The organism is Streptomyces ruber (assembly GCF_014648075.1).
In the GTDB taxonomy this organism is placed as follows: Bacteria; Actinomycetota; Actinomycetes; order Streptomycetales; family Streptomycetaceae; genus Streptomyces; species Streptomyces ruber.
The window spans coordinates 74,793-94,031 of sequence record NZ_BMQK01000002.1 but is presented as its reverse complement, the minus strand read 5'-3'; the positions used below and the strand labels follow the sequence as shown (position 1 = coordinate 94,031).

Below are 19,239 nucleotides of genomic sequence, written 5' to 3'. Positions count from 1 at the left end.
ACGGCGCCGCCGTGCGACCCGCGGTACCCCCTGTGCGCCTCCTCCTCCGCCTCCCAGCCGACCGGAGCCGCTCCGTCACACTGGGAGACGGCAAGCGCCCGATCGGGAGTTGACATGACCGCAAGGAACATGGGTCTGCGCGGGCCGGTTCCGGCCGCCGCGGTGGGAATCGGCATGATCGCGGGAATCCTCATCGGCAAAGCACTGCACCACCGTGAACTGGAAGCGGTGCACCTGCGACTGACGCGACTGGAACAGACCGCGCACACCCAGCGGCACACCAATCTGACCAGTCAGCAGCGACTGCACTGGGAAATGCTCAGCAAAGCCATCGATGATCCGGAATTGGCGGAAGTGCTCGATCTGTACGAGACCTCGGTCTCCCCCAAGCAGCGCCGTCAGTTCCTTTTCGCCAACGCGCAATACACCAACCTGCTCCTCTACTACCGCATCGGCAACATCAGTCGCGAGGAGTTCTTCAAACACGTACGCGGATTCCTGCAGAACCCGACGGTGCGGGACTACTGGTACGCCACACGTCAGCAGCGGGCGAGCCTCGCGGACACCGACGAGGCCGAGCTCGGGCTGATGGTGGACGACCTGCTCCGGCAACTCGAGGACGCGGACACCGAGGAATGGTGGGTGGTGGGGGAGCCGCCGACCGACGAATAAACCGATATGCCCACCACCGCCCCGCCGCCATGAGTAAACTCCGCTCCCTCTCATCACTCATACGAGTGAAACAAGCGGCCCAGCAGTAACCGATACACCGCCTTTGCGTTCTTCCGGCGTTGGACAGTGAGCCGACTCGTGCCTCGGGAGCAGGGGGTTCTACAGTGAGCCAGATCATCCGCCGTCGTCTTGGGGTGTCCCCACGTCATCGAGGCAGCACTTCCGGGGCGACGTGCCCGGACATCTTCGAATTGGCGGACGGCAATTTCGCCGTCATCGGCACGGACGCCACCACTTCCCTCGACTCCCACCTCCCGGCGGACGCCGCCCGCGCCGAGTACGAACGCATCGTGGTGATCACGCGCGAGACCCTGGTGAAGGCCAAGGCCGACATCCCCGATGTCTAGCGCGTGCCGCGCGGCCGGTTCCGCTCGCGCGCCGCGCCCTCCGGTGCGGCCGAGCACCGCACGGTCGTGCGACCGTACGCCCGGCACGGCCGGCCACGCCCCGGGCCGCGCGACCACACGCTGAGCGGTCCGTCGCCGGCTCCCGCCCGGCCGCTCGTTCCGCGCCCGCGCACCCCGCCATGCGCCGGAATGAGCCCCTTTAACCCGGGCCGAACATATCGCTGCCCGAGTCAGGTTAGGCTCACCTCCGTGACTATGTGCACGACCGCGTCGCGGCACTTCGACGAGCCTCTGGCGGGGACGGCGGCCAGCGCGACCACCTGGCTGCTGGTGGAACAGCCGGGGCCCTGGGGCGTCAGAGCCCTCACGTCGAGCCACCTGGACCCGGCGCTCGGCCGGGCCCTCGAAGCCGCCTCGGACGGCACCGGCGTACGCGTCGCGCTCATCCGCCGCCCCGGCCGCCACGCGGACCGCCGTGAAGCCCGCGAGCGCCATGTGTACGCGGCCCACACCAGGCCCGGGAACACATGGCTGCACGGCGCCACGACCACCGAGCCGGAGAAGCTCCTCGACCTCGACTTCGCCGCGCTCGGGAAGGGCGGGCACCACACCTTCGACACGGTCCTCCGCGGCCGCCCGCACACGGGCGAGCCGCTGGCGCTCGTGTGCACCAACGGCAAGCGCGACCGCTGCTGCGCGCTCCTCGGCCGGCCGCTCGCCGCCGAGCTGGCCGCCTCCGGCGTCGAGGGCGTCTGGGAGGTCACGCACCTGGGCGGTCACCGGTTCTCGCCCACGCTGCTCGTCCTGCCGTCCGGTTACGCGTACGGCCGCGCCGAGGCGCACCACGTCAAGGAGGTCCTCCAGGGGGTGCGCGAAGGCCGTGTGGTCGTCGAGGGCTGCCGGGGCAGCTCCGCCTGGGAACGGCCCGGGCAGGCGGCCGAACTGGCGGTGCGCACGGCCGCGCGCGAACACACCGCCGAGGCGCTCGCCGTCGTCCGCACCGACGGCGCGGCACCGCGCTGGGAAGTGACGGTCGCCCACACCGACGGCCGCCGATGGCGCGTGACCGTCGCCCGGGGCGCCTCGCTGCCGCCCCGGCCGGAGAGCTGTGGCTCGCCCCTCGGCTCCCCGGCCCGGATGGACGTCGTGGCCGTGCGTGAGCTGACGCCGACGGCGCTCCCGCACTGAGCGCCGGGACCGCACGGCACCGGGTCACACACACCCGCGTGCGCCTTCGCACGGGACCACGCGCGCGTGGTCCCGTGCCGGCCGGCGACGGACACGCCAGGGCATCGCGGCCGGATCCGGCCGTCCACGTACCGTCGGGTACATGAGTTCCCCTCCTCCCGCACGCCGCCTGCGCCTCGGCCTGCCACGACGGGTGTTCTCCCAGGTGCTGCTGATGCAGGTGGCGATCGCCGCCGGCGTCGTCGTCCTCGCCACCGGGCTGTTCCTCGCGCCACTCGGCGACCAGCTGGACGACCAGGCCATGCGCCGTGCCCTCGCGATCGCGCAGACGACGGCCACCCGGCCGCAGCTCGCCGCGGACCTCGTGGCGACGCGGCCCTCGGCCGACGGTCCCGTGCAGCGCGAGGCCGAACGGGTCCGCCGGGCCAGCGGGGCCGAGTACGTCGTGGTGATGGACAGGAACGGCGTGCGCTGGTCCCACACCGACCCGGAGCAGATCGGCGAGGTCGTCTCCACCGACCCGAGCGCGGCGCTGGGCGGACGCGAGGTCATGCAGATCGACGAGGGCACCCTGGGCCGCTCCGCCCGCGGCAAGGTGCCGCTGCGCGACGCCGACGGCCGGATCGTCGGCGTGGTCTCGGTCGGGATCGCGTACGACAGCGTGCGGGCCCGGCTGGTCCACGCCGTGCCGGGGCTGTTCGCCTACGCCGGTGCCGCTCTCGCCATCGGGGCGCTGGCCGCGTACCTGATCTCCCGCAGGGTGCAGCGGCAGACCCGTGACCTCGCCTTCTCCGACATCTCGGCGCTGCTGGCGGAACGCGAGGCGATGCTGCACGGCATCCGGGAGGGGGTGGTCGCCCTGGACCGCGGCGGCCGCGTACGGCTGCTGAACGACGAGGCGCGACGTCTGCTGTGCATCGGGGACGAAGCCGTGGGCCGGTCCCTCGACGAGGCGCTCGGCCCGGGCCGTACAACCGACGTGCTGGCCGGCCGGGTCACCGGCACCGATCTGCTCACCGTCCGTGGCCGGCGCGTCCTCGTCGCCAACCGCATGCCCACCGGGGACGGGGGCGCCGTCGCGACCCTGCGCGACCGGACCGAGCTGGAGCAGCTCGGACGCGAACTCGACTCCACCCGCGGCCTGATCGACGCCCTGCGCGCGCAGGACCACGAACACGCCAACCGGATGCACACACTGCTGGGGCTGCTGGAACTCGGGATGCACGACGACGCCATGGAGTTCGTCGGCGAGGTGGTCGGCGACCACAGGACCACCTCGGAGCAGATCACGGAGCGGATCCACGATCCTCTGCTCGCCGCGCTCCTGGTCGGCAAGGCCGCCGTCGCGGCCGAACGGGGAGTGGTCCTGTCGCTGTCGGCCCCGACCCTGCTGCCGGACCGCCTGATCGACCCCAGGGGGCTGGTCACCGTCGTCGGCAACCTCGTCGACAACGCGCTCGACGCGGCGGCCGGCGCCCCGCACGCGCGCGTGGAGGTCGAAGCGCGCACGGAGGGACGTACGGCGGTCCTCACCGTGCGCGACAACGGCCCCGGAATCCCCGTCGAGCGGCGGGAACTGGTCTTCACGGACGGGTGGTCCACCAAGGAGCCGCCCGCCCACGGGAAGCGCGGCATCGGCCTGTCGCTGGTGCGCCGGCTCGCCGAACGGCACGGGGGCAGCGCCCGCGTCACGGAGGCGCACGGCGGGGGCGCCGAGTTCACGGTCGTCCTGCCGGAGGCACTGGCGGAGCCCGGACCGGCCGGTGACCGGCTAGCGTCGGACCTGATCACCGAGGCCGGCCCCGTGCGAGAAGCCGGCAGCGCCGCCGCAGCCACCGAGGAGGAGTCGCGATGATCGAGGTCCTGGTCGTGGACGACGACGAACGGGTCGCCAAGGTGAACGTCGCCTACGTGGAGAAGGTGCCCGGTTTCCGGGTCGCGGGCCGGGCGCACGACGCGGCGGACGCGCTGCGGCAGCTGGACGCCCTGCCGGGCGTGGATCTCGTCCTCCTGGACCACTACCTGCCCGACCGGACGGGGCTGGAGGTCGTGCGGGAGATGCGGCGACGCGGTCTCGATGCCGACGTGATCATGGTGACGGCGGCCCGCGACGTCTCGACCGTGCAGGCGGCGATGCGCCAGGGCGCGCTCCAGTACCTGGTCAAACCGTTCGCGTTCGCCGGCCTGCGCGCCAAGCTGGAGGCGTACGCGGAGCTGCGCCGGACGCTCGACGGGGGCGGCGAGGCCGAACAGGCCCAGGTGGACCGGATCTTCGGAGCGCTCTCGGCGGGCGGGGAACCCACCCTGCCCAAAGGGCACTCGGCGACGACCACGGAGCTCGTACGCGGGGTCCTGATGGCGGCCGACGTCCCGCTGTCGGCCCAGGAGATCGCCGAGCGGACCGGCCTGAGCCGCCAGACCGCCCAGCGCTACCTCAAACTCCTGGAACGCACGGGCCGGGCCAGACTGACCCTGAAGTACGGCGACGCGGGCCGCCCGGAACACCGCTACGAGTGGGCCACGCGCGCGTGACCCCGCGCCCCTCGGGGGCGCGGGGAACTGCGTGACCGGCCACAACCGACCCGCAGACAGTCACCGGACCTACGCCCCCGCACCCGGCGGAGCGCTCACGCGTCGATGCGCGACCGGTCCAGCGTCGCCGCCGAGCTGGAGATGAACTCCTTGCGCGGGGCGACGTCGTTGCCCATCAGCAGGTCGAAGATCTGCTCGGCGGCGTCCAGGTCGGAGAGGTTGATCCGGCGCAGGGTCCGCCGGCGCGGATCCATCGTGGTCTCGGCCAGCTGGTCGGCGTCCATCTCGCCGAGGCCCTTGTAGCGCTGGATCGAGTCCTTGTAACGGACGCCCTTGGTCTGGAACTCCATGAGCTTGTCGCGCAGTTCGCGGTCCGAGTACGTGTAGACGTACTTGTCCTGGCCCTTCTTCGGCTGCACGAGCTCGATGCGGTGCAGCGGCGGCACCGCGGCGAAGACCCGGCCGGCCTCGACCATGGGCCGCATGTAGCGGTGGAACAGCGTCAGCAGCAGCGTCCGGATGTGCGAACCGTCCACGTCGGCGTCGGTCATCATGATGATCTTGCCGTAGCGGGCGGCGTCGATGTCGAAGGTCCGGCCCGAGCCGGCCCCTATGACCTGGATGATCGCACCGCACTCGGTGTTCTTGAGCATGTCGGTCACGGACGACTTCTGGACGTTGAGGATCTTGCCGCGGATCGGCAGCAGCGCCTGGAACTCGGAGTTCCGGGCGAGCTTGGCCGTACCGAGCGCGGAGTCGCCCTCGACGATGAACAGTTCGCTGCGGTCGACGTCGTCGCTGCGGCAGTCCGCGAGCTTGGCGGGCAGCGAGGAGGACTCCAGGGCGGTCTTCCGCCGCTGCGCGTCCTTGTGCTGACGGGCCGCGATGCGCGTACGGGCGGCGGCGACGGCCTTCTCCATGACGACGCGGGCCTGGGCGGCCGCGTCGCGCTTGGTGGAGGTCAGGAAGCCCTTGAGCTCCTTGGAGATCACGTTCGCCACGATGCGGCGGGCCGCCGACGTGCCGAGCACCTCCTTGGTCTGGCCCTCGAACTGCGGCTCGGCCAGCCGCACGGTGACGACGGCGGTGAGGCCCTCCAGGGCGTCGTCCTTGACGATGTCGTCCTCGGCGACGCGCAGCAGCTTCTTGGCGCGCAGCACCTCGTTCATGGTGGAGGCCACGGCCTGTTCGAAGCCCGCGACGTGGGTGCCGCCCTTGGGGGTGGCGATGATGTTCACGAACGACTTGAGGGTCGTGTCGTAGCCGGTGCCCCAGCGCAGCGCGACGTCGACGCCGAGCTCACGGGTGACCTGGGTGGGCGTCATCTGGCCGTGCTCGTCCAGGACGGGCACGGTCTCCCTGAAGGTGCCCTGCCCGGAGAAGCGCAGGACGTCGCAGATGGGCTTGTCGCTCGCCAGGTACTCGCAGAACTCGCTGATGCCGCCGTCGAAGCGGAAGGACTCCTCGCCCTTGCTGCCGCCCTCGCCGAGCCCGAGCTCGTCCCGGACGACGATGGTCAGTCCGGGCACCAGGAAGGCGGTCTGGCGGGCGCGCTGGTGCAGCGTCTCCAGGGAGAGCTTGGCGTCCTTGAGGAAGATCTGGCGGTCGGCCCAGTAGCGCACGCGCGTGCCGGTACGGCTCTTGGGGATCTTCCTGGCCTTGCGCAGGCCGTTCCCGGCCTCGAACTTGGCGTCCTGGCCGTTCCCCGCGAAGGCGCCGGGCACGCCGCGCCGGAAGCTGATCGCGTGGGTGTGCCCGGCACGGTCCACCTCGACGTCCAGCCGGGCCGAGAGCGCGTTCACCACGGAGGCGCCCACGCCGTGCAGACCGCCGGAGGCCGCGTAGGAGCCGCCGCCGAACTTGCCGCCGGCGTGCAGCTTGGTCATGACGACCTCGACGCCGGAGAGGCCGGTCTTGGGCTCGACGTCGACCGGGATGCCACGGCCGTTGTCGCGGACCTCGACGGAGCCGTCGTCGTGGAGGACCACCTCGATGTGGTCGCAGTAGCCGCCGAGGGCCTCGTCCACGGAGTTGTCGATGATCTCCCAGAGGCAGTGCATCAGACCGCGGCTGTCGGTCGATCCGATGTACATACCGGGGCGCTTGCGCACGGCCTCGAGCCCCTCGAGGACGAGCAGGTGCCGCGCGGTGTAGTTGGAACCGTCCCGGTCTGCTCCGGTCAGCAGCGCTGTGGACGGCACGGACGTGTCGGCGGTCACGCGGTTCGCTCCTCGCTGAATTTCAGGTGGGGTCCTTTGGGGTAAGGACGCGGCTCGGTTGCCGCTCCGAGGGTACCGATGCCTGGTAGAGCCGTTGTAACGCCACCCTCCTCTGGTCTCAGAGTAGTCCAGAGTCGCACGGGCGTTCGATCCCTCGTTGGAGTGAAGTACATATCACGTTCCCTTCGAGGCATGAACCATTTAGGCTCCGGGCACGTCCTCATGAACAACCGGCGACGGGGCCGGTGAGGACCTGACAACCAATAGACAGCGCGAAACCGTACGACATACAGACATGCACTACGGCACATTCGCCGCCAACCGGCAGCAGACAGCCGGCCTGGAAAGATTTTTTCGAGGAAATGCCGCGAGCGGGAACGTTTTCGGCCTGGTTGGATGTTGACCCTGGTACGACAGCTCGTCGAGCTAGAGAAGAGGCGACGTGACTACTGTTCTGACCCCCGCGAGCCCGCTGACGGCCGCTGACCGATGCGACCGTTGCGGCGCCCAGGCCTACCTGCGGGTCGTGCTGCTGAGCGGTGGAGAACTGCTCTTCTGCGCTCACCACGGTCGCAAGTTCGAGCCGGAGCTCAAGAAGATCGCCGCTGAGATACAGGACGAGACCGAGCGACTGACGTCCGTCCCGGCGTCCGCCGGCGAAGAGGAACGCTGACACTCGCAACACGACGAGCCAGCGCCGGCACCAGGCCGGTGAACCGGGCGGTCACCCCCTGTTCAGGGAGTGACCGCCCGTCCTCGTACCCATGACACCGCTTACACCGTGCACCTCACGGGTCACACACGGCACGCACGGCACGGCCACTGACGAGACCCGCCCACCGCCCGCGGCCGACGGGGCCTTCCCCGTCTCATCGGGCGCGCCCCAGCGCTCCCGCGATCTCCGAGATCCGGGTGTACACCCCCGGATTCCCGGCGTGACCGCATCCGCTTCCCCAGGACACGAGACCGATCACCTTGCCCCGGGCGACCAGCGGGCCGCCGCTGTCGCCCTGGCAGGCGTCCCGGCCACCCGCCGGTTCACCGGCGCACACCATGGTCCGGGCCGCGTACGTGCCCTCCTCACTGCCGGGGTACGCCTTCTCGCAGACGGAGTCGGGCAGGATCCGGACGTTCGACGCCCGTAGCGTACGGGCGTAGTCGCCGGTCCCCGTCGTGTCACCCCAGCCGTAGACCGCACCGACCGTGCCGGGCCGGTACGCGGCGTCACCGGCCCGCGCCATGGGGATCACCGAGCTCGCCGGCAGCGGCGCGGCGAGGGTGAGCACCGCGAAGTCGCCCGCGTTGGTGCCGATGTCGTAGCCGGGATTGACCCACATCCTGCGTACCGCGATCTCGCGGCCCCGCTTCGACAGCAGATCCCCGCGGCCCGCGATCGCCCTCAGGTCCGTGAGCCGCTCGCGGGGCGTCCCCAGCACGGCCTCGCTCAGACAGTGGGCCGCGGTCAGCACGGTCGAGGGCGCGACCAGCACCCCGCCGCAGAACTGTCCCGACCTCTCCGGGCCGAACCGGTCGCGGCTCGACAGCGCCACCGCCCACGGGGTCCGCGAGATCTCGACCGGGTGACCACCGATGACGGCGTGCGCCGTCGCGGGCCCGAACGCCGTGAGCGGTATCACGGCCGCACCGACCGCGGCGGCCGTGAGGGCCAGTACTCGGGCGAAGCGGCGACGCATGGGGGCTCCTCACTGCGGGGAGTCGGTGGCACACCCAGAGTGGTCCACCGGGAGGGCTCCGGCGTGCTGCACACGCGCCGAAGGCCCGGCTTCCACCAGGGAGGCCGGGCCTTCGGACGTACGACCGAAACTCGCCGCTGCGCGGTCGAGGCGGTCGTCCTCAGTCCAGGTAGTCGCGCAGGACCTGCGAACGCGAGGGGTGCCGCAGCTTCGACATCGTCTTGGACTCGATCTGACGGATCCGCTCACGGGTGACGCCGTACACCTTGCCGATCTCGTCGAGGGTCTTCGGCTGACCGTCGGTGAGACCGAAGCGCATCGAGACGACGCCCGCCTCGCGCTCGGACAGGGTGTCGAGCACGGAGTGCAGCTGCTCCTGCAGGAGCGTGAAGCTGACCGCGTCCGCCGGTACGACGGCCTCGGAGTCCTCGATGAGGTCACCGAACTCGCTGTCGCCGTCCTCGCCGAGCGGGGTGTGCAGCGAGATGGGCTCGCGGCCGTACTTCTGGACCTCGATGACCTTCTCCGGGGTCATGTCGAGCTCCTTGGCCAGCTCCTCCGGGGTGGGCTCGCGGCCCAGGTCCTGGAGCATCTGGCGCTGGACGCGGGCCAGCTTGTTGATGACCTCGACCATGTGCACCGGGATACGGATGGTGCGGGCCTGGTCGGCCATGGCGCGGGTGATCGCCTGACGGATCCACCAGGTGGCGTACGTGGAGAACTTGTAGCCCTTGGTGTAGTCGAACTTCTCCACCGCGCGGATCAGACCGAGGTTGCCCTCCTGGATCAGGTCCAGGAAGAGCATGCCGCGGCCCGTGTAGCGCTTGGCCAGGGAGACCACGAGGCGGAGGTTGGCCTCCAGCAGGTGGTTCTTGGCGCGGCGGCCGTCCTCGGCGATGATCTCCAGCTCGCGCTTGAGCTTCGGGGCGAGCTTGTCGGCGGCGGACAGCTTGTCCTCGGCGAAGAGGCCCGCCTCGATGCGCTTGGCGAGCTCGACCTCCTGCTCGGCGTTGAGCAGGGGGACCTTGCCGATCTGCTTGAGGTAGTCCTTGACGGGGTCCGCGGTGGCGCCGGCGGCGGCGACCTGCTGGGCGGGCGCGTCGTCCTCGTCCTCGTCGGACAGGACGAAACCGGCGTTCTCGGTGCCCTCGGGCTCCTCGCCGGGCTTGCCGGGGGCCGGGGTCTCCTCGAGCGCCTCGTCGTCGAGCAGCTCGACGTCGTCCTTCTTGGCTGTCGTCTTCTTGGCCGCCGTCTTCTTGGCGACGGCCTTCTTGGCTACGGCCTTCTTGGCGGTCGTCTTCTTCGCCGCGGCCTTCTTGGCGGGTGCGGCGCCCTCGGTGGGATCGTCGGCCGGGGAGGCCGCCGGGGCGGCGGTGGCAGTGGCCTTCTTGGCGGTCACCGTCTTCGCCGCCACGGTCTTGGTGGCGGTGCGCTTGGCCGGACTCTTCGCTGCGACGCTCTTGCGGGTGCGCTTGGGCTCCGCCGCACTGACCATCAGCGTCACACCCTCTTCCTCGAGGATCTGGTTGAGGCTGCGCAGTACGTTCTTCCACTGAGTGGCCGGGATCTGGTCAGCTTCGAAGGCCCGACGCACGTCGTCGCCGGCGATCTGCCCCTCAGCCTTTCCCCGCTCAATGAGCGCCATGACAGAGACGGACTCGGCGATCTCCGGCGGGAGCGTACGGGATGTGCTGGCCGACACGAACAACCTCTCGGAACGTTGGAAAACGGCTTCCGGCCCCGTCCACTGCGAACAGGAGCCGACGACCGCCGACTGAGGATGGGCCGACGGCGCAGGCGGGGGCCGACAAGAGCACAGCGCCATGAGCGGCGTCCGTATTCCCTTCTCGGCTGTCACCTCTTAGGTCATCGCACTGTTCCGAGGAGCGTTACGCCCAATCTGCGTGGCCCGAGTCACACCCCGTAGACGCCCATATGCACCTGAACCCGATCAAAGGTTGCCAGTCGGGACCCTCATGGGCGCGTACCCGGTGTGTTCACCGCCCCTTCCGCCGTCGGACCCCGCCGGTTCCCCGGGGGAGCCGATGGAGCCCGACGGCGGAAGGCGACGCAGCCGGGTGCTTCAGGGAGAGGACCCGCACCCGACGACCGTGCCGCCCCCGGTGCGCGGTCAGTGCTCGCGCGGCGCGGGGACCACGCGCTCCACCTCGGGGTGGACCGTGAGCAGTTGGCGCATCGCCGCCTCGGCCGCCGCGCCGTCGCCCGCGGCGAGGCCGTCGACGATCCGTGCGTGGTGCGCCAGCGAGTTCTCGTTGGGCCGGTCACAACCGGTGACCGGGCCGCCGGAGACCTGCAGGGCGGCCGAGACGATGCCGGAGAGGTGCTCCAGCATGCGGTTGCCCGCGACCTGGATGAGCAGGGAGTGGAACTCGGCGTCCGCCCGCGAGAAGGTGAGCGCGTCGCCCTGCCCCATGGCGTGACCCATGATCTCGACCATGTCGCCGAGCCGCTGCTGGACCTCCTCGCGTCCGTGCCCGGCGGCCAGGCGCGCGGCGAGGGGTTCGATCGTCCAGCGCAGCTCGTTCAGCTCGCGCCGCTGGTCGTCGCGCTGCGGCCCGAAGGCGCGCCACTCGATGATGTCCGGGTCGAGGAGGTTCCAGTCGCTGACCGGGCGCACCCGAGTGCCGACGTTGGGGCGGGCGCTGACCAGCCCCTTCGCCTCCAGGACGCGGAGCGACTCGCGGACGACGGTGCGGGAGACCTCGAACCGCTGTCCGATCTCCTCGGGGACGAGCGGGCGGTCCGCGCCGAGATCGCCGGAGACGATCATCTGTCCGAGCTGCTGGACGAGTTGGCCGTGCAGTCCGCGTCCGCGGCTGCCGGCTGCGCGCCGGCCGACGCGTCCCAGCTCGGGGTCGGAGCCTTCCCAGGCCGGGGCGCCGACGCGGTCGGCGCCGGGCGCTTCGGTGTAGGAGTAGCGGTCGAGTTCGCCCGGGCCGGCCAGGCCGGAGTCGGCGGAGCGGGCGGCGGTCATCATGGTGTGCGCAAGGGTACTCACGCATCCTTTGTCGGCGCCGCCCTCAACTGCCTTGAGGGCTTTGGTGAAAAGCACACGAAAGGGTGATCGCTCACCCCATCGCAATTGACGCCTTATCGGAAAGAAATGGGCGTTCTCCGTGGAGTTGTGCATAGGGCGGCGACGGAAGAGCGCCGACAGCAGTCATCGGGCCCCGCCGCGCAGGGTCGTGAGCAGGTATGCGCCGAGCAGCCCGGCCAGCGACAACAGCAGTGCTCCGCCCACGGGTTGGCCGACCGCCCGGGCCGCGGCGGTCAGGTACTCCTCCCCTCCGAACGGCCACCGCACCGCGCGCACCAGGCGCACCGGGGCCAGCTCACGCAGCTGTGCCGAGAGCCCCGCCGCGATCCGTGCGCCCGCCCCCTGCACCGTGTGCACGAGGGGTACGACGAGAACGGGCACCGAGAGCACCGCGGCCAGCCCCGCGGAGGTGGACCGGAAGATCCCGGCGGCCAGCACCCCGGCCCAGGAGCACCCGACGACGAGGCCGATCCAACTCGTCACCGCGGACGGCCAGTCCGCGGGCACACCCCCGACCTCCCGCCCGTACAGCAGGTGGAGCGCTTCGAGATCACAGCCCACCGTGAGCACGGCCAGGAGCACCGCGGTGGCCGCGGCGACGGCCAGTTTCGCGATGAGCAGTCCCGGACGGCGGGGAACGGCGCCGCGGTCGGCGGCCAGGACGGGGTGCCGGAACTCCTCACCGAACGCGAGCGCCCCGAGCAGCCCGGCGCCGAGCGCCGCGGGCGGCAGGGGCAGCTCCTGCGGCCAGGCGACGAGGAGGCTGGGGCCCGGAGTGTGCCCGATGCGCGCGAGGACGAGGGAGAGCAGCACGGAGCCGGCCAGTGCGGCGACCACGGTGCGCCGGCCGGCACCGGTCCCGGCGGCGCGGCGCAGCTCGTAGCGGAGGGGATACGTGGGGGCCCGGGCGGGGCGGACGGTGATGGGTGGGGGAAGCGGAGGGAGCGGGGCGAGCGGGGGCTGGTCGCCGGCCGCCGCCGGAGCCGCCGTCGTCGGCGGTGCCGCCGCCGTCCGGGAAACCGGTGTCGCCGCGCGGTCCGCCGAGGCTTCCGTCACTGGCGCGTGCGAGGGCTCGGTGGCGGCCGGGGGTGGTGTCACGGTGGCGGACGCCTCGGCACGTGCCGCGTGCGGAGCGGCGGCGGGCACCGGTTCGGCCCGGTCGCCCGGCGTCGGCGCGGCGGACGCCGGGGCGCCCGAGGGCCGGGCGTCGTCTGCCGTTGTCGGCCCCATGTCGCCCGTCTCCTCGGTGAGTCGGTGGACCAGGATGCCGTGCCGGAACGCGGTCTCTCCGACGTCGGCGCAGGCGGTGCCGTAGACCGAGAGCCGGTTGCCGTCCTCGCGCACGACCTCGACCGGGCGGCGCGCGTCGCGGGCCTCCTTGGCCAGCAGCGCCGCGAGCCGGGCGGCGTGCGGGCTGCGGACGGCGACACGGGGGCGGAGGCGGATGCGGGCGAAGTCGGCCGCCGGCTGGTCGGCGACGAGCCGGCCGCTGTCCAGGGTGATCACGTGGTCGGCGTGCCGGGCCGCCTCCTTGGCGTCGCGGGTGGTGAACAGCACGGTGCCGCCCTGGGCCGCGTGGGCGCGCAGCGTCCCGTGCAGCCAGCGGCGCTCCCGGACGGGCAGTCCGTGGGCGGGGGCGTCGAGGACGAGGGTGTGCGGGTCGGCCAGCAGCGCGCACGCGACGCCGAGGCGGCGGTCGATGCCGTGCGGGAGGGCGCCGAGGCGGGTGTCGCGCAGGCTGACGAGGCCCACGGCCTCCAGGACTTCGTCCGCCCGCCGCCCGGGCACGCCGACAGCGGCGCACAGCAGGCGGAGGTGGCCGCGGACCGTGCGGGCCGGATGACCGGGTACGTCACCGAGGACCGCGCCGACCTCACGCGGCGGGTGCTCGACGCGGTGCAGCGGGCGCCCCGCGAAGTAGGTGATGCCGCGGCCCCGTTGGAGTTCGAGCATGAGTCTCAGCGTTGTCGTCTTGCCCGCGCCCGGGGCTCCGAGGAGCGCCGTGACACGGCCGGGGCACGCTTCGAGGGAGACGTTGTCGACGGCGGGCGGACGCTCCCTGCGGGAGGCGCTGGTCAGTCCGATGGCCTGGATCACCCACAGCAAGATAGCGCGATTTGCCCGTTTTTTTCACGGTTTCGTACACCAGCTGTGGCTTCGGCGGGTTGGGAACCGGGCGGACCAGGGGCCTCAGACCTCCGGCCGCAGCATCGGCGGGTTGAGGAGGGTGGCACCGCCCGCGCGGAAGAGCTGGGCGGGACGGCCGCCCTGGCGCGTGGTCGTCCCGCCGGTCGGCACGAGGAAGCCGGGCGTGCCCGTCACCTTGCGGTGGAAGTTCCGCGGATCGAGGGCCACGCCCCACACGGCCTCGTAGACGCGACGCAACTCGCCGACGGTGAACTCGGGCGGGCAGAAGGCCGTCGCCAGTGAGGAGTACTCGATCTTGGAACGGGCTCGCTCGACACCGTCCGCCAGAATCCGCGCGTGATCGAACGCGAGCGGGGCGACCGGCTCGCCGTCGCGTCCGTGACCGCCCTGCTGCAGCAGTTCGCCCACGGGCGCCCATCGCGCACTGTTGGCGTCGCCGCCCGCCCTGGGCGCGGGCAGGTCGGGGGCGAGGGCGAGATGGGCCACACTGACGACGCGCATCCGCGGATCGCGCTCGGGATCGCCGTACGTCGCGAGCTGCTCCAGGTGCGCGCCGTTGTCCTGGGCCGGGCCCGACGGGTCGTGGGCGCACAGTCCGGTCTCCTCGGCCAGCTCACGCGCGGCGGCCTGCGCCAGGTCCTCGTCGGACCGTACGAACCCGCCGGGCAGCGCCCACCGCCCCTGGAACGGCTGCTCACCCCGCCGCACCGCCAGCGCACACAGGGCATGGCGGCGCACGGTCAGCACGACCAGGTCCACGGTGACAGCGAAAGGCGGGAAGGCTGACGGGTCGTAGGGCATGCCGCGATCATAGTCGTCTCCCTGACGATAAGCACTCCCTTCGCCGATCGCTCCGCCCGGTGTCCCGCTCCTGTCCGGCCCTGGCCCCGGTACCGTCCACGGGCGGCCGGCACCGAGGCGTCACCACGTGCATCGTCCGAGGTCACACCCCCAACTGCAGTCTTCCGGCAGCCTCCTCCACCATCGCCAGGCCGAGTCGGCTGACCCGTACCGAGAAGGGAGCCCCCGCGACCCGCAGTCCGGTGAACCCGACCTCGCCCAGCGGGGCGCTGCGCACGGGGCGCAGCGTCACCGTTCCCGCCGGGGCGTCGGGGCGGATCCCGGCGAGGGAGGTCAGCATCAGCACTCCCGCGGCCGCGGCCGTCGCGGCGGGCCGGCAGGCCGCCGGGTGGGGCAGGGGGGCGCCGCCTTCCGTGCGCTGCTCCCCCGCGTACATCTCGGGCAGCCGGTGGCCGAAGGTCTCGGCCGCCGCCAGCACGCCCCGGAGCAGCGCACTCGCCTCCTTCTCGTATCCGGCGGCTGCCAGCCCCGCGACCGCCACCGCCGTCTCGTGCACGCGCACGGAACCCCCGCGATGCCCGAAGGGGTTGTACGCCGCGTCCTTGGCCCCCAGGGTCCGCAGCCCCCACCCGGAGTCCATGGCCGGGCCGCCCAGCAGACGGGCGAGCTGCTCGGTCCGTACCCGGTCGAGCAGGCCCGGGGCCGGGGCGCCCGACCCGAGCAGCCCGGTGTCGAGGAGGTGGACGGCGGCCGCCCCCAGGTGGGGAACGGGCCGTCCGTCCGGGGTGCGGGCGGCCGCCGGCCTGCCGCCGCCCCGGTCCTCGACCCAGAAGTCCTCCCGGAACGCGTCGCGCAGCTCCCGCGCCCACTCCCGCAGTTCGTCACCCCCCGGTCTGCCGTACGCCTCCAGGAGATCGGCGCCCAGCACCGCCGCCCTGTGCGCGTGCGCCTGGGTCTCGCAGCGCTGTGGCCCGCCGGGCTGCGGGTCGGGCAGGTAGGGCCCTTCGGCGACGGTGCTCCGCAGCCATCTCAGGCAGTGCTCGGCGGCCGGCAGCAGTTCCTCGGTCTCCGGCTCCGGAAGTCCCCAGCGCCGGGCCTCCGCGAGGAGTACGGGGAAGAGCAGCGTGGCCTCCGTGCCGCTGCAGGCCGGCGGCAGGTACGGGCCCGCGTCCCGCAACGGCCCGGGGATCGCACCGGACCGCCGCCCCGGTCCGGCGAGTTGGGTCCGGGCCAGGGTCCGCAGCGTGCTCGCGGCCAGCCGGGTGCCGAGCGGCAGCGTCATCCTGGCGGCGACGAGCGCGTCGGCCGGGGCCATGCCGCAGCGCCAGGGCACCCCCGCCGCCAGATAGGTGTCCGACGGGCCCGCGGGATCGCGCAGCAGGAGCGCGCGGAGGTCCTGGACACAGGTGTGCAGCAGGGCCTGGACCCGGGGGTCGTCGCCGGCCGCCGCGGGCTGGGCGATCGGACTCATGGCCCCGCGTCCCACCGCCCTGACGGGTCCCGTACCGTCCGGTCGTACGCGCAGCTCGACGCTGCGGGTGCCGCCCGGCGGGAGGTCGAGCTCCCAGCGCAGCAGTCCCGCGGAGGCGAGGGCGTCGGCGGGCGGCGGATCGGCGGTGACGGCCGAGTGCCCGGAGGGGCAGGACCAGCGCAGCCCGGAGTCGTGGACGCTGGCGGGCAGTTCGGGCCCGGCCCGGCCCGAGGCGATGGCGCCCAGCTCCGCGAGGTCCGTGCCGAGCGCCACCTCGACGGGCAGCCGCAGCGCGCGGAGCGCGGAGCTGTGCAGGGTGATCCGCTCCGTACCGTCCGCGTACCGCGTGCGCTCGACCATGATCTCGGGATCGGGACCGGTGTCGGCGCACACCTGGAGCGTCCCCGTGAAACTGGCCCGGTCCGCCGCGACCATCCGTGCCTGCACGGCCAGCGGTTCCCGGCCGGCCACCCGCAACTGGCAGCGGGAGAGCAGCCGCCGGCCCGCGCGGTAGAAGCCCTCCAGTCCCTGACCGGCCAGCTGTCCGCGCTCCGTGGAGAGCGCCATGCCGGGAAGATCCACGCAGATCAACGCGGTGTGCGCGGGTGGCAGGTCGGTGGGACGCCGAGGGAGCGGCGCCGGGACCGGAAGCGGACGCGGTGCCGCGCGGTCGCCCGGGGAGCGGCCGATGACCGGGGCTTTGGGGCTCGGAGGCCCCGGCGACGGCCGGCAGACGTCCGGAAGGCCGGCCGACGCCCGGACCGGGCCGGGGGACCGGACCGGCTCGCCCTTGTCCGTCTGGTCTGCGAGTGGACGCCGCGAGCGGTGGCCCGCGCTCGTGTACGGTGCCGGCCGGGCGCCCGTCCCCGCTCCGCGCACTGCGGAGCTGTCGAGTGCTCCACTCCTCGGCAGCAATGGAGCGTCGTCGTGGGAGGGCTGGGCCGGGCGGCGGGGGGACGAACGGTCGTCGTCGGGGGCGGAGGGCGGGGTGAGCAGTGACATGGGGTCGACTTCTCCTGCGCTCGACGCGCCTGCGGTGTGCTCGGCGCCGGGTCTGGGGCTCCGGTGGGACGAGGGCGGTGGAACGAGGGCGGTGCGGCGGTGCGACCCGCCACGGGTTCCGCCACTCAGGTGAACGGAGGGGGCCTCAGCCGAGTCACGGCCCGATCCGAAAAGCCGACCGAATGGCGGTGACCGGTAGGCAGGCCGACCGGGCTCGGCAGCGTGCTCACGCCTCTTCCGTCGCTCACGCCTTCCGTTCTCACGCTTTCGTCCTCACGCTTTCGTCCTCACGCCTTCCGTCACTCACACCTCCTCCGCCTCGACACGGCCACCGCTTCCCCTGTCCGCGCCCTGCACGGCGCCGCCGGGCGGCTTGCCGCCCGCGGCATCGGTGCCGCGTCCCGGGCCCTGACCGGCGGGTGGGGCGCTGTCGTGCGGCCGCCGACGGGCGCCGGACCTCGCGGCGGGCCGCCGGGCGGCGCGAGCGCCGGGGCCCTTCTCGGTCCTTGTCCGGCGCGGACGGCCCGGACGGCCCGGGCCGGTCCTGTCCTTCCGCCCGCGAGGACCGGGACCGGCGGCCGCGGGAGCCGCGTGGTCCTCACGCTCCGCGCGGAGACAGCGGCGCACGGACTCCGGGTCGAGGCCCTCGTTGCAGGCCTGGTGGAGGAGGCGGGCGAAGAGGTAGTCGGGGTCGGCGGCGAGGGCCATGGCCAGTGCCTCCCTCGCCTCGAGTTCGTCGCCCGAGGACCATGCGACCCAGCCCGCGAGGGTGAGCGGAGCGGCCGCGTGCTCCCCGTACGAGCCGACACAGCGGCGCGCGAGGGTCCGCCAGAGCCGGAGGGCCGGGCCCGCCTCCTCGCCCTCCATCCACTCGGCCGCGCGGTCGCGCGTCGTGCGGTCCTGCAGGCCGAGGATCAGCGCGGCGGCCTCCTCCTGGTCGACGAGTTCGTCGTCGCGCAGGTCCGCCTGGAGTGTCCCGGGCACCGGTGGGGCGTCCGCGAGGCGGCGCAGGAGGCGGCCCGCGAGTCCGAGTGTCTCCTCCGCCACCTCCGCACGGCTCTCGTCCCGCAGGAGCCGGGGAAGGAGCGCGGAGTCGGCGGCGCCGAGCGCGGCCTCCTGCTCCGGTGCCGCGGCGTTCTCCCAGGGGGTGAGCCGGACCCTCAGCTCCCGCAGGGTGCCGCGTACCTGCAGGCCCGCGTAGGCCGTCGCGGCAGCCAGGACCGACGTGCCGGGCAGGCCCATCGCCTCGCCCTCGCCCGAACAGCAGCGGTCGCCGGGACAGCAGTACGACCAGAAGCGCCCGTCGGCGATGCACAACGCCTCGACCACGGGCACCTCGAACCTCCCGCAGGCCAGACGCAGCAGTTGTGCCAGCGGTCGCAGACGCTCCATGACGTCCCGTCCCGACTCCCCGTGCCGCGGCTCCTGGCAGAAGAAGGCGACCATGCTCTCCGGCCTGGCGCCCCGGCGCTCACTGCCCGTCACCAGGCCGTGTGCCAGCTGCTCGGCCACGGCGGGCCAGTCGTCGTCCTGAGCCGGGATGCCGAGCCTCGCCCGCCCGCCGAACCGGCCGCGTCCGTCCCGCTCGTGCACCGCGACGAGCACGACGCTGTCCTCGGGCCGGTATCCGAGCAGGTAGGGCAAGGCGTCGGCCAGTTCCGCCGGCGAACGCAGCGTGACCTGGTGCTGGCCGCGCGATCCGGCGGCGGCGCCATGCCCTCCGTACCCGTCGGCCGAGTCGTGGCCCGGGAACGCCGTGAGGCGCTCGCGCTCCGGGACGGAGCCGGAGTTCTCGTCAGCTGTGTGCCCGCGAGCGTGTCCGTCCTCTCCCGGCGGCGTCGGCGTCGAACGTTCCGGCAGGTCACCGCGTCCACCGGGCGCCCCGCGCATGCCCTGCCCGCTCTGCTCACTGATGTGGTCGTCGCCGGAGCGACCGGCCGCTTGGCTGTGGTTCGTCATGCCGTGACCATCTCGCGGATGCCAAGATTCCGCTTGACCCTGTGGATAAGTCATTGCATGTACACAGCAAATCAGTCGCGCCGTCATG

At 72.6% G+C, this 19,239-nt stretch carries 15 protein-coding genes; 7 read left to right on the top strand and 8 right to left on the bottom strand.

Going from position 1 to position 19,239, the window contains the following annotated elements; translation table 11 throughout:
- Window positions 1-114 precede the first annotated feature (114 nt).
- From IEZ04_RS05250 to IEZ04_RS05230, 5 genes are all read left to right on the top strand, one after another.
- Entirely contained in the window at window positions 115-672 is a 558-nt protein-coding gene (locus IEZ04_RS05250) for a DUF6082 family protein (RefSeq protein WP_189215488.1), read from the top strand.
- A 164-nt stretch (window positions 673-836) separates the two neighbouring features.
- Complete coding sequence (locus IEZ04_RS05245; protein WP_189215487.1) at window positions 837-1,079, top strand: hypothetical protein; 243 nt, start codon at window positions 837-839, stop codon at window positions 1,077-1,079.
- Between the two features lie 255 nt (window positions 1,080-1,334).
- On the top strand, window positions 1,335-2,267 hold the full coding sequence (locus tag IEZ04_RS05240) for a ferredoxin family protein (protein WP_373296272.1): 933 nt from the start codon (window positions 1,335-1,337) through the stop codon (window positions 2,265-2,267).
- 142 nt (window positions 2,268-2,409) lie between these two features.
- Window positions 2,410-4,122 carry a sensor histidine kinase gene (locus tag IEZ04_RS05235; RefSeq protein WP_189215485.1) on the top strand — a complete coding sequence of 571 codons (1,713 nt, stop codon included), beginning with the start codon at window positions 2,410-2,412 and terminating at the stop codon, window positions 4,120-4,122.
- Complete coding sequence (locus IEZ04_RS05230; protein WP_189215484.1) at window positions 4,119-4,799, top strand: response regulator; 681 nt, start codon at window positions 4,119-4,121, stop codon at window positions 4,797-4,799. The genes IEZ04_RS05235 and IEZ04_RS05230 overlap by 4 nt, the downstream gene beginning before the upstream one ends.
- A 95-nt stretch (window positions 4,800-4,894) precedes the next feature.
- Here the strand turns inward: IEZ04_RS05230 and IEZ04_RS05225 are convergent, their stop codons facing one another.
- Window positions 4,895-7,018 (bottom strand): DNA gyrase/topoisomerase IV subunit B, encoded by a 2,124-nt coding sequence (locus IEZ04_RS05225; RefSeq protein ID WP_189215483.1) that lies wholly within the window; start codon window positions 7,016-7,018, stop codon window positions 4,895-4,897.
- A 442-nt stretch (window positions 7,019-7,460) separates the two neighbouring features.
- On the opposite strand from IEZ04_RS05225, the gene IEZ04_RS05220 reads away from it, so the two are divergent.
- Window positions 7,461-7,691 (top strand): DUF7455 domain-containing protein, encoded by a 231-nt coding sequence (locus IEZ04_RS05220; protein WP_189215482.1) that lies wholly within the window; start codon window positions 7,461-7,463, stop codon window positions 7,689-7,691.
- A gap of 196 nt (window positions 7,692-7,887) precedes the next feature.
- Here the strand turns inward: IEZ04_RS05220 and IEZ04_RS05215 are convergent, their stop codons facing one another.
- Window positions 7,888-8,712, bottom strand: a complete 825-nt coding sequence (locus IEZ04_RS05215; protein WP_189215481.1) for a S1 family peptidase — start codon at window positions 8,710-8,712, stop codon at window positions 7,888-7,890.
- A gap of 160 nt (window positions 8,713-8,872) precedes the next feature.
- Window positions 8,873-10,414, bottom strand: coding sequence for an RNA polymerase sigma factor (locus IEZ04_RS05210; RefSeq protein WP_189215480.1), 1,542 nt, complete (start codon window positions 10,412-10,414; stop codon window positions 8,873-8,875).
- Between IEZ04_RS05210 and IEZ04_RS35565 the strand changes: the two genes are divergently transcribed.
- Window positions 10,356-10,490, top strand: a complete 135-nt coding sequence (locus IEZ04_RS35565) for a hypothetical protein (protein WP_268245656.1) — start codon at window positions 10,356-10,358, stop codon at window positions 10,488-10,490. The two genes, IEZ04_RS05210 and IEZ04_RS35565, sit on opposite strands and share 59 nt — an antisense overlap.
- 353 nt (window positions 10,491-10,843) lie before the next feature.
- Here IEZ04_RS35565 and IEZ04_RS05205 read toward each other — a convergent pair whose 3' ends face one another.
- The 5 genes from IEZ04_RS05205 to IEZ04_RS05185 all read right to left on the bottom strand — a co-directional run bounded on the left by IEZ04_RS05205 (window position 10,844) and on the right by IEZ04_RS05185 (window position 19,151).
- A complete protein-coding gene (locus IEZ04_RS05205) occupies window positions 10,844-11,731 on the bottom strand; it encodes a FadR/GntR family transcriptional regulator (RefSeq protein WP_189215479.1) in 888 nt (295 codons plus the stop codon).
- Between the two features lie 162 nt (window positions 11,732-11,893).
- On the bottom strand, window positions 11,894-13,867 hold the full coding sequence (locus IEZ04_RS05200) for an ATP-binding cassette domain-containing protein (RefSeq protein ID WP_189215478.1): 1,974 nt from the start codon (window positions 13,865-13,867) through the stop codon (window positions 11,894-11,896).
- Between the two features lie 93 nt (window positions 13,868-13,960).
- The gene (locus IEZ04_RS05195) at window positions 13,961-14,719 is read right to left on the bottom strand and encodes an NUDIX hydrolase (RefSeq protein WP_189215477.1); all 759 of its coding nucleotides are present in this window, start codon (window positions 14,717-14,719) and stop codon (window positions 13,961-13,963) included.
- A 142-nt stretch (window positions 14,720-14,861) separates the two neighbouring features.
- Entirely contained in the window at window positions 14,862-16,757 is a 1,896-nt protein-coding gene (locus IEZ04_RS05190) for a glycogen debranching N-terminal domain-containing protein (protein WP_189215476.1), read from the bottom strand.
- Window positions 16,758-17,495: 738 nt separating this feature from the next.
- Complete coding sequence (locus IEZ04_RS05185) at window positions 17,496-19,151, bottom strand: DUF4192 domain-containing protein (RefSeq protein WP_229820852.1); 1,656 nt, start codon at window positions 19,149-19,151, stop codon at window positions 17,496-17,498.
- Between the last annotated feature and the right edge of the window lie 88 nt (window positions 19,152-19,239).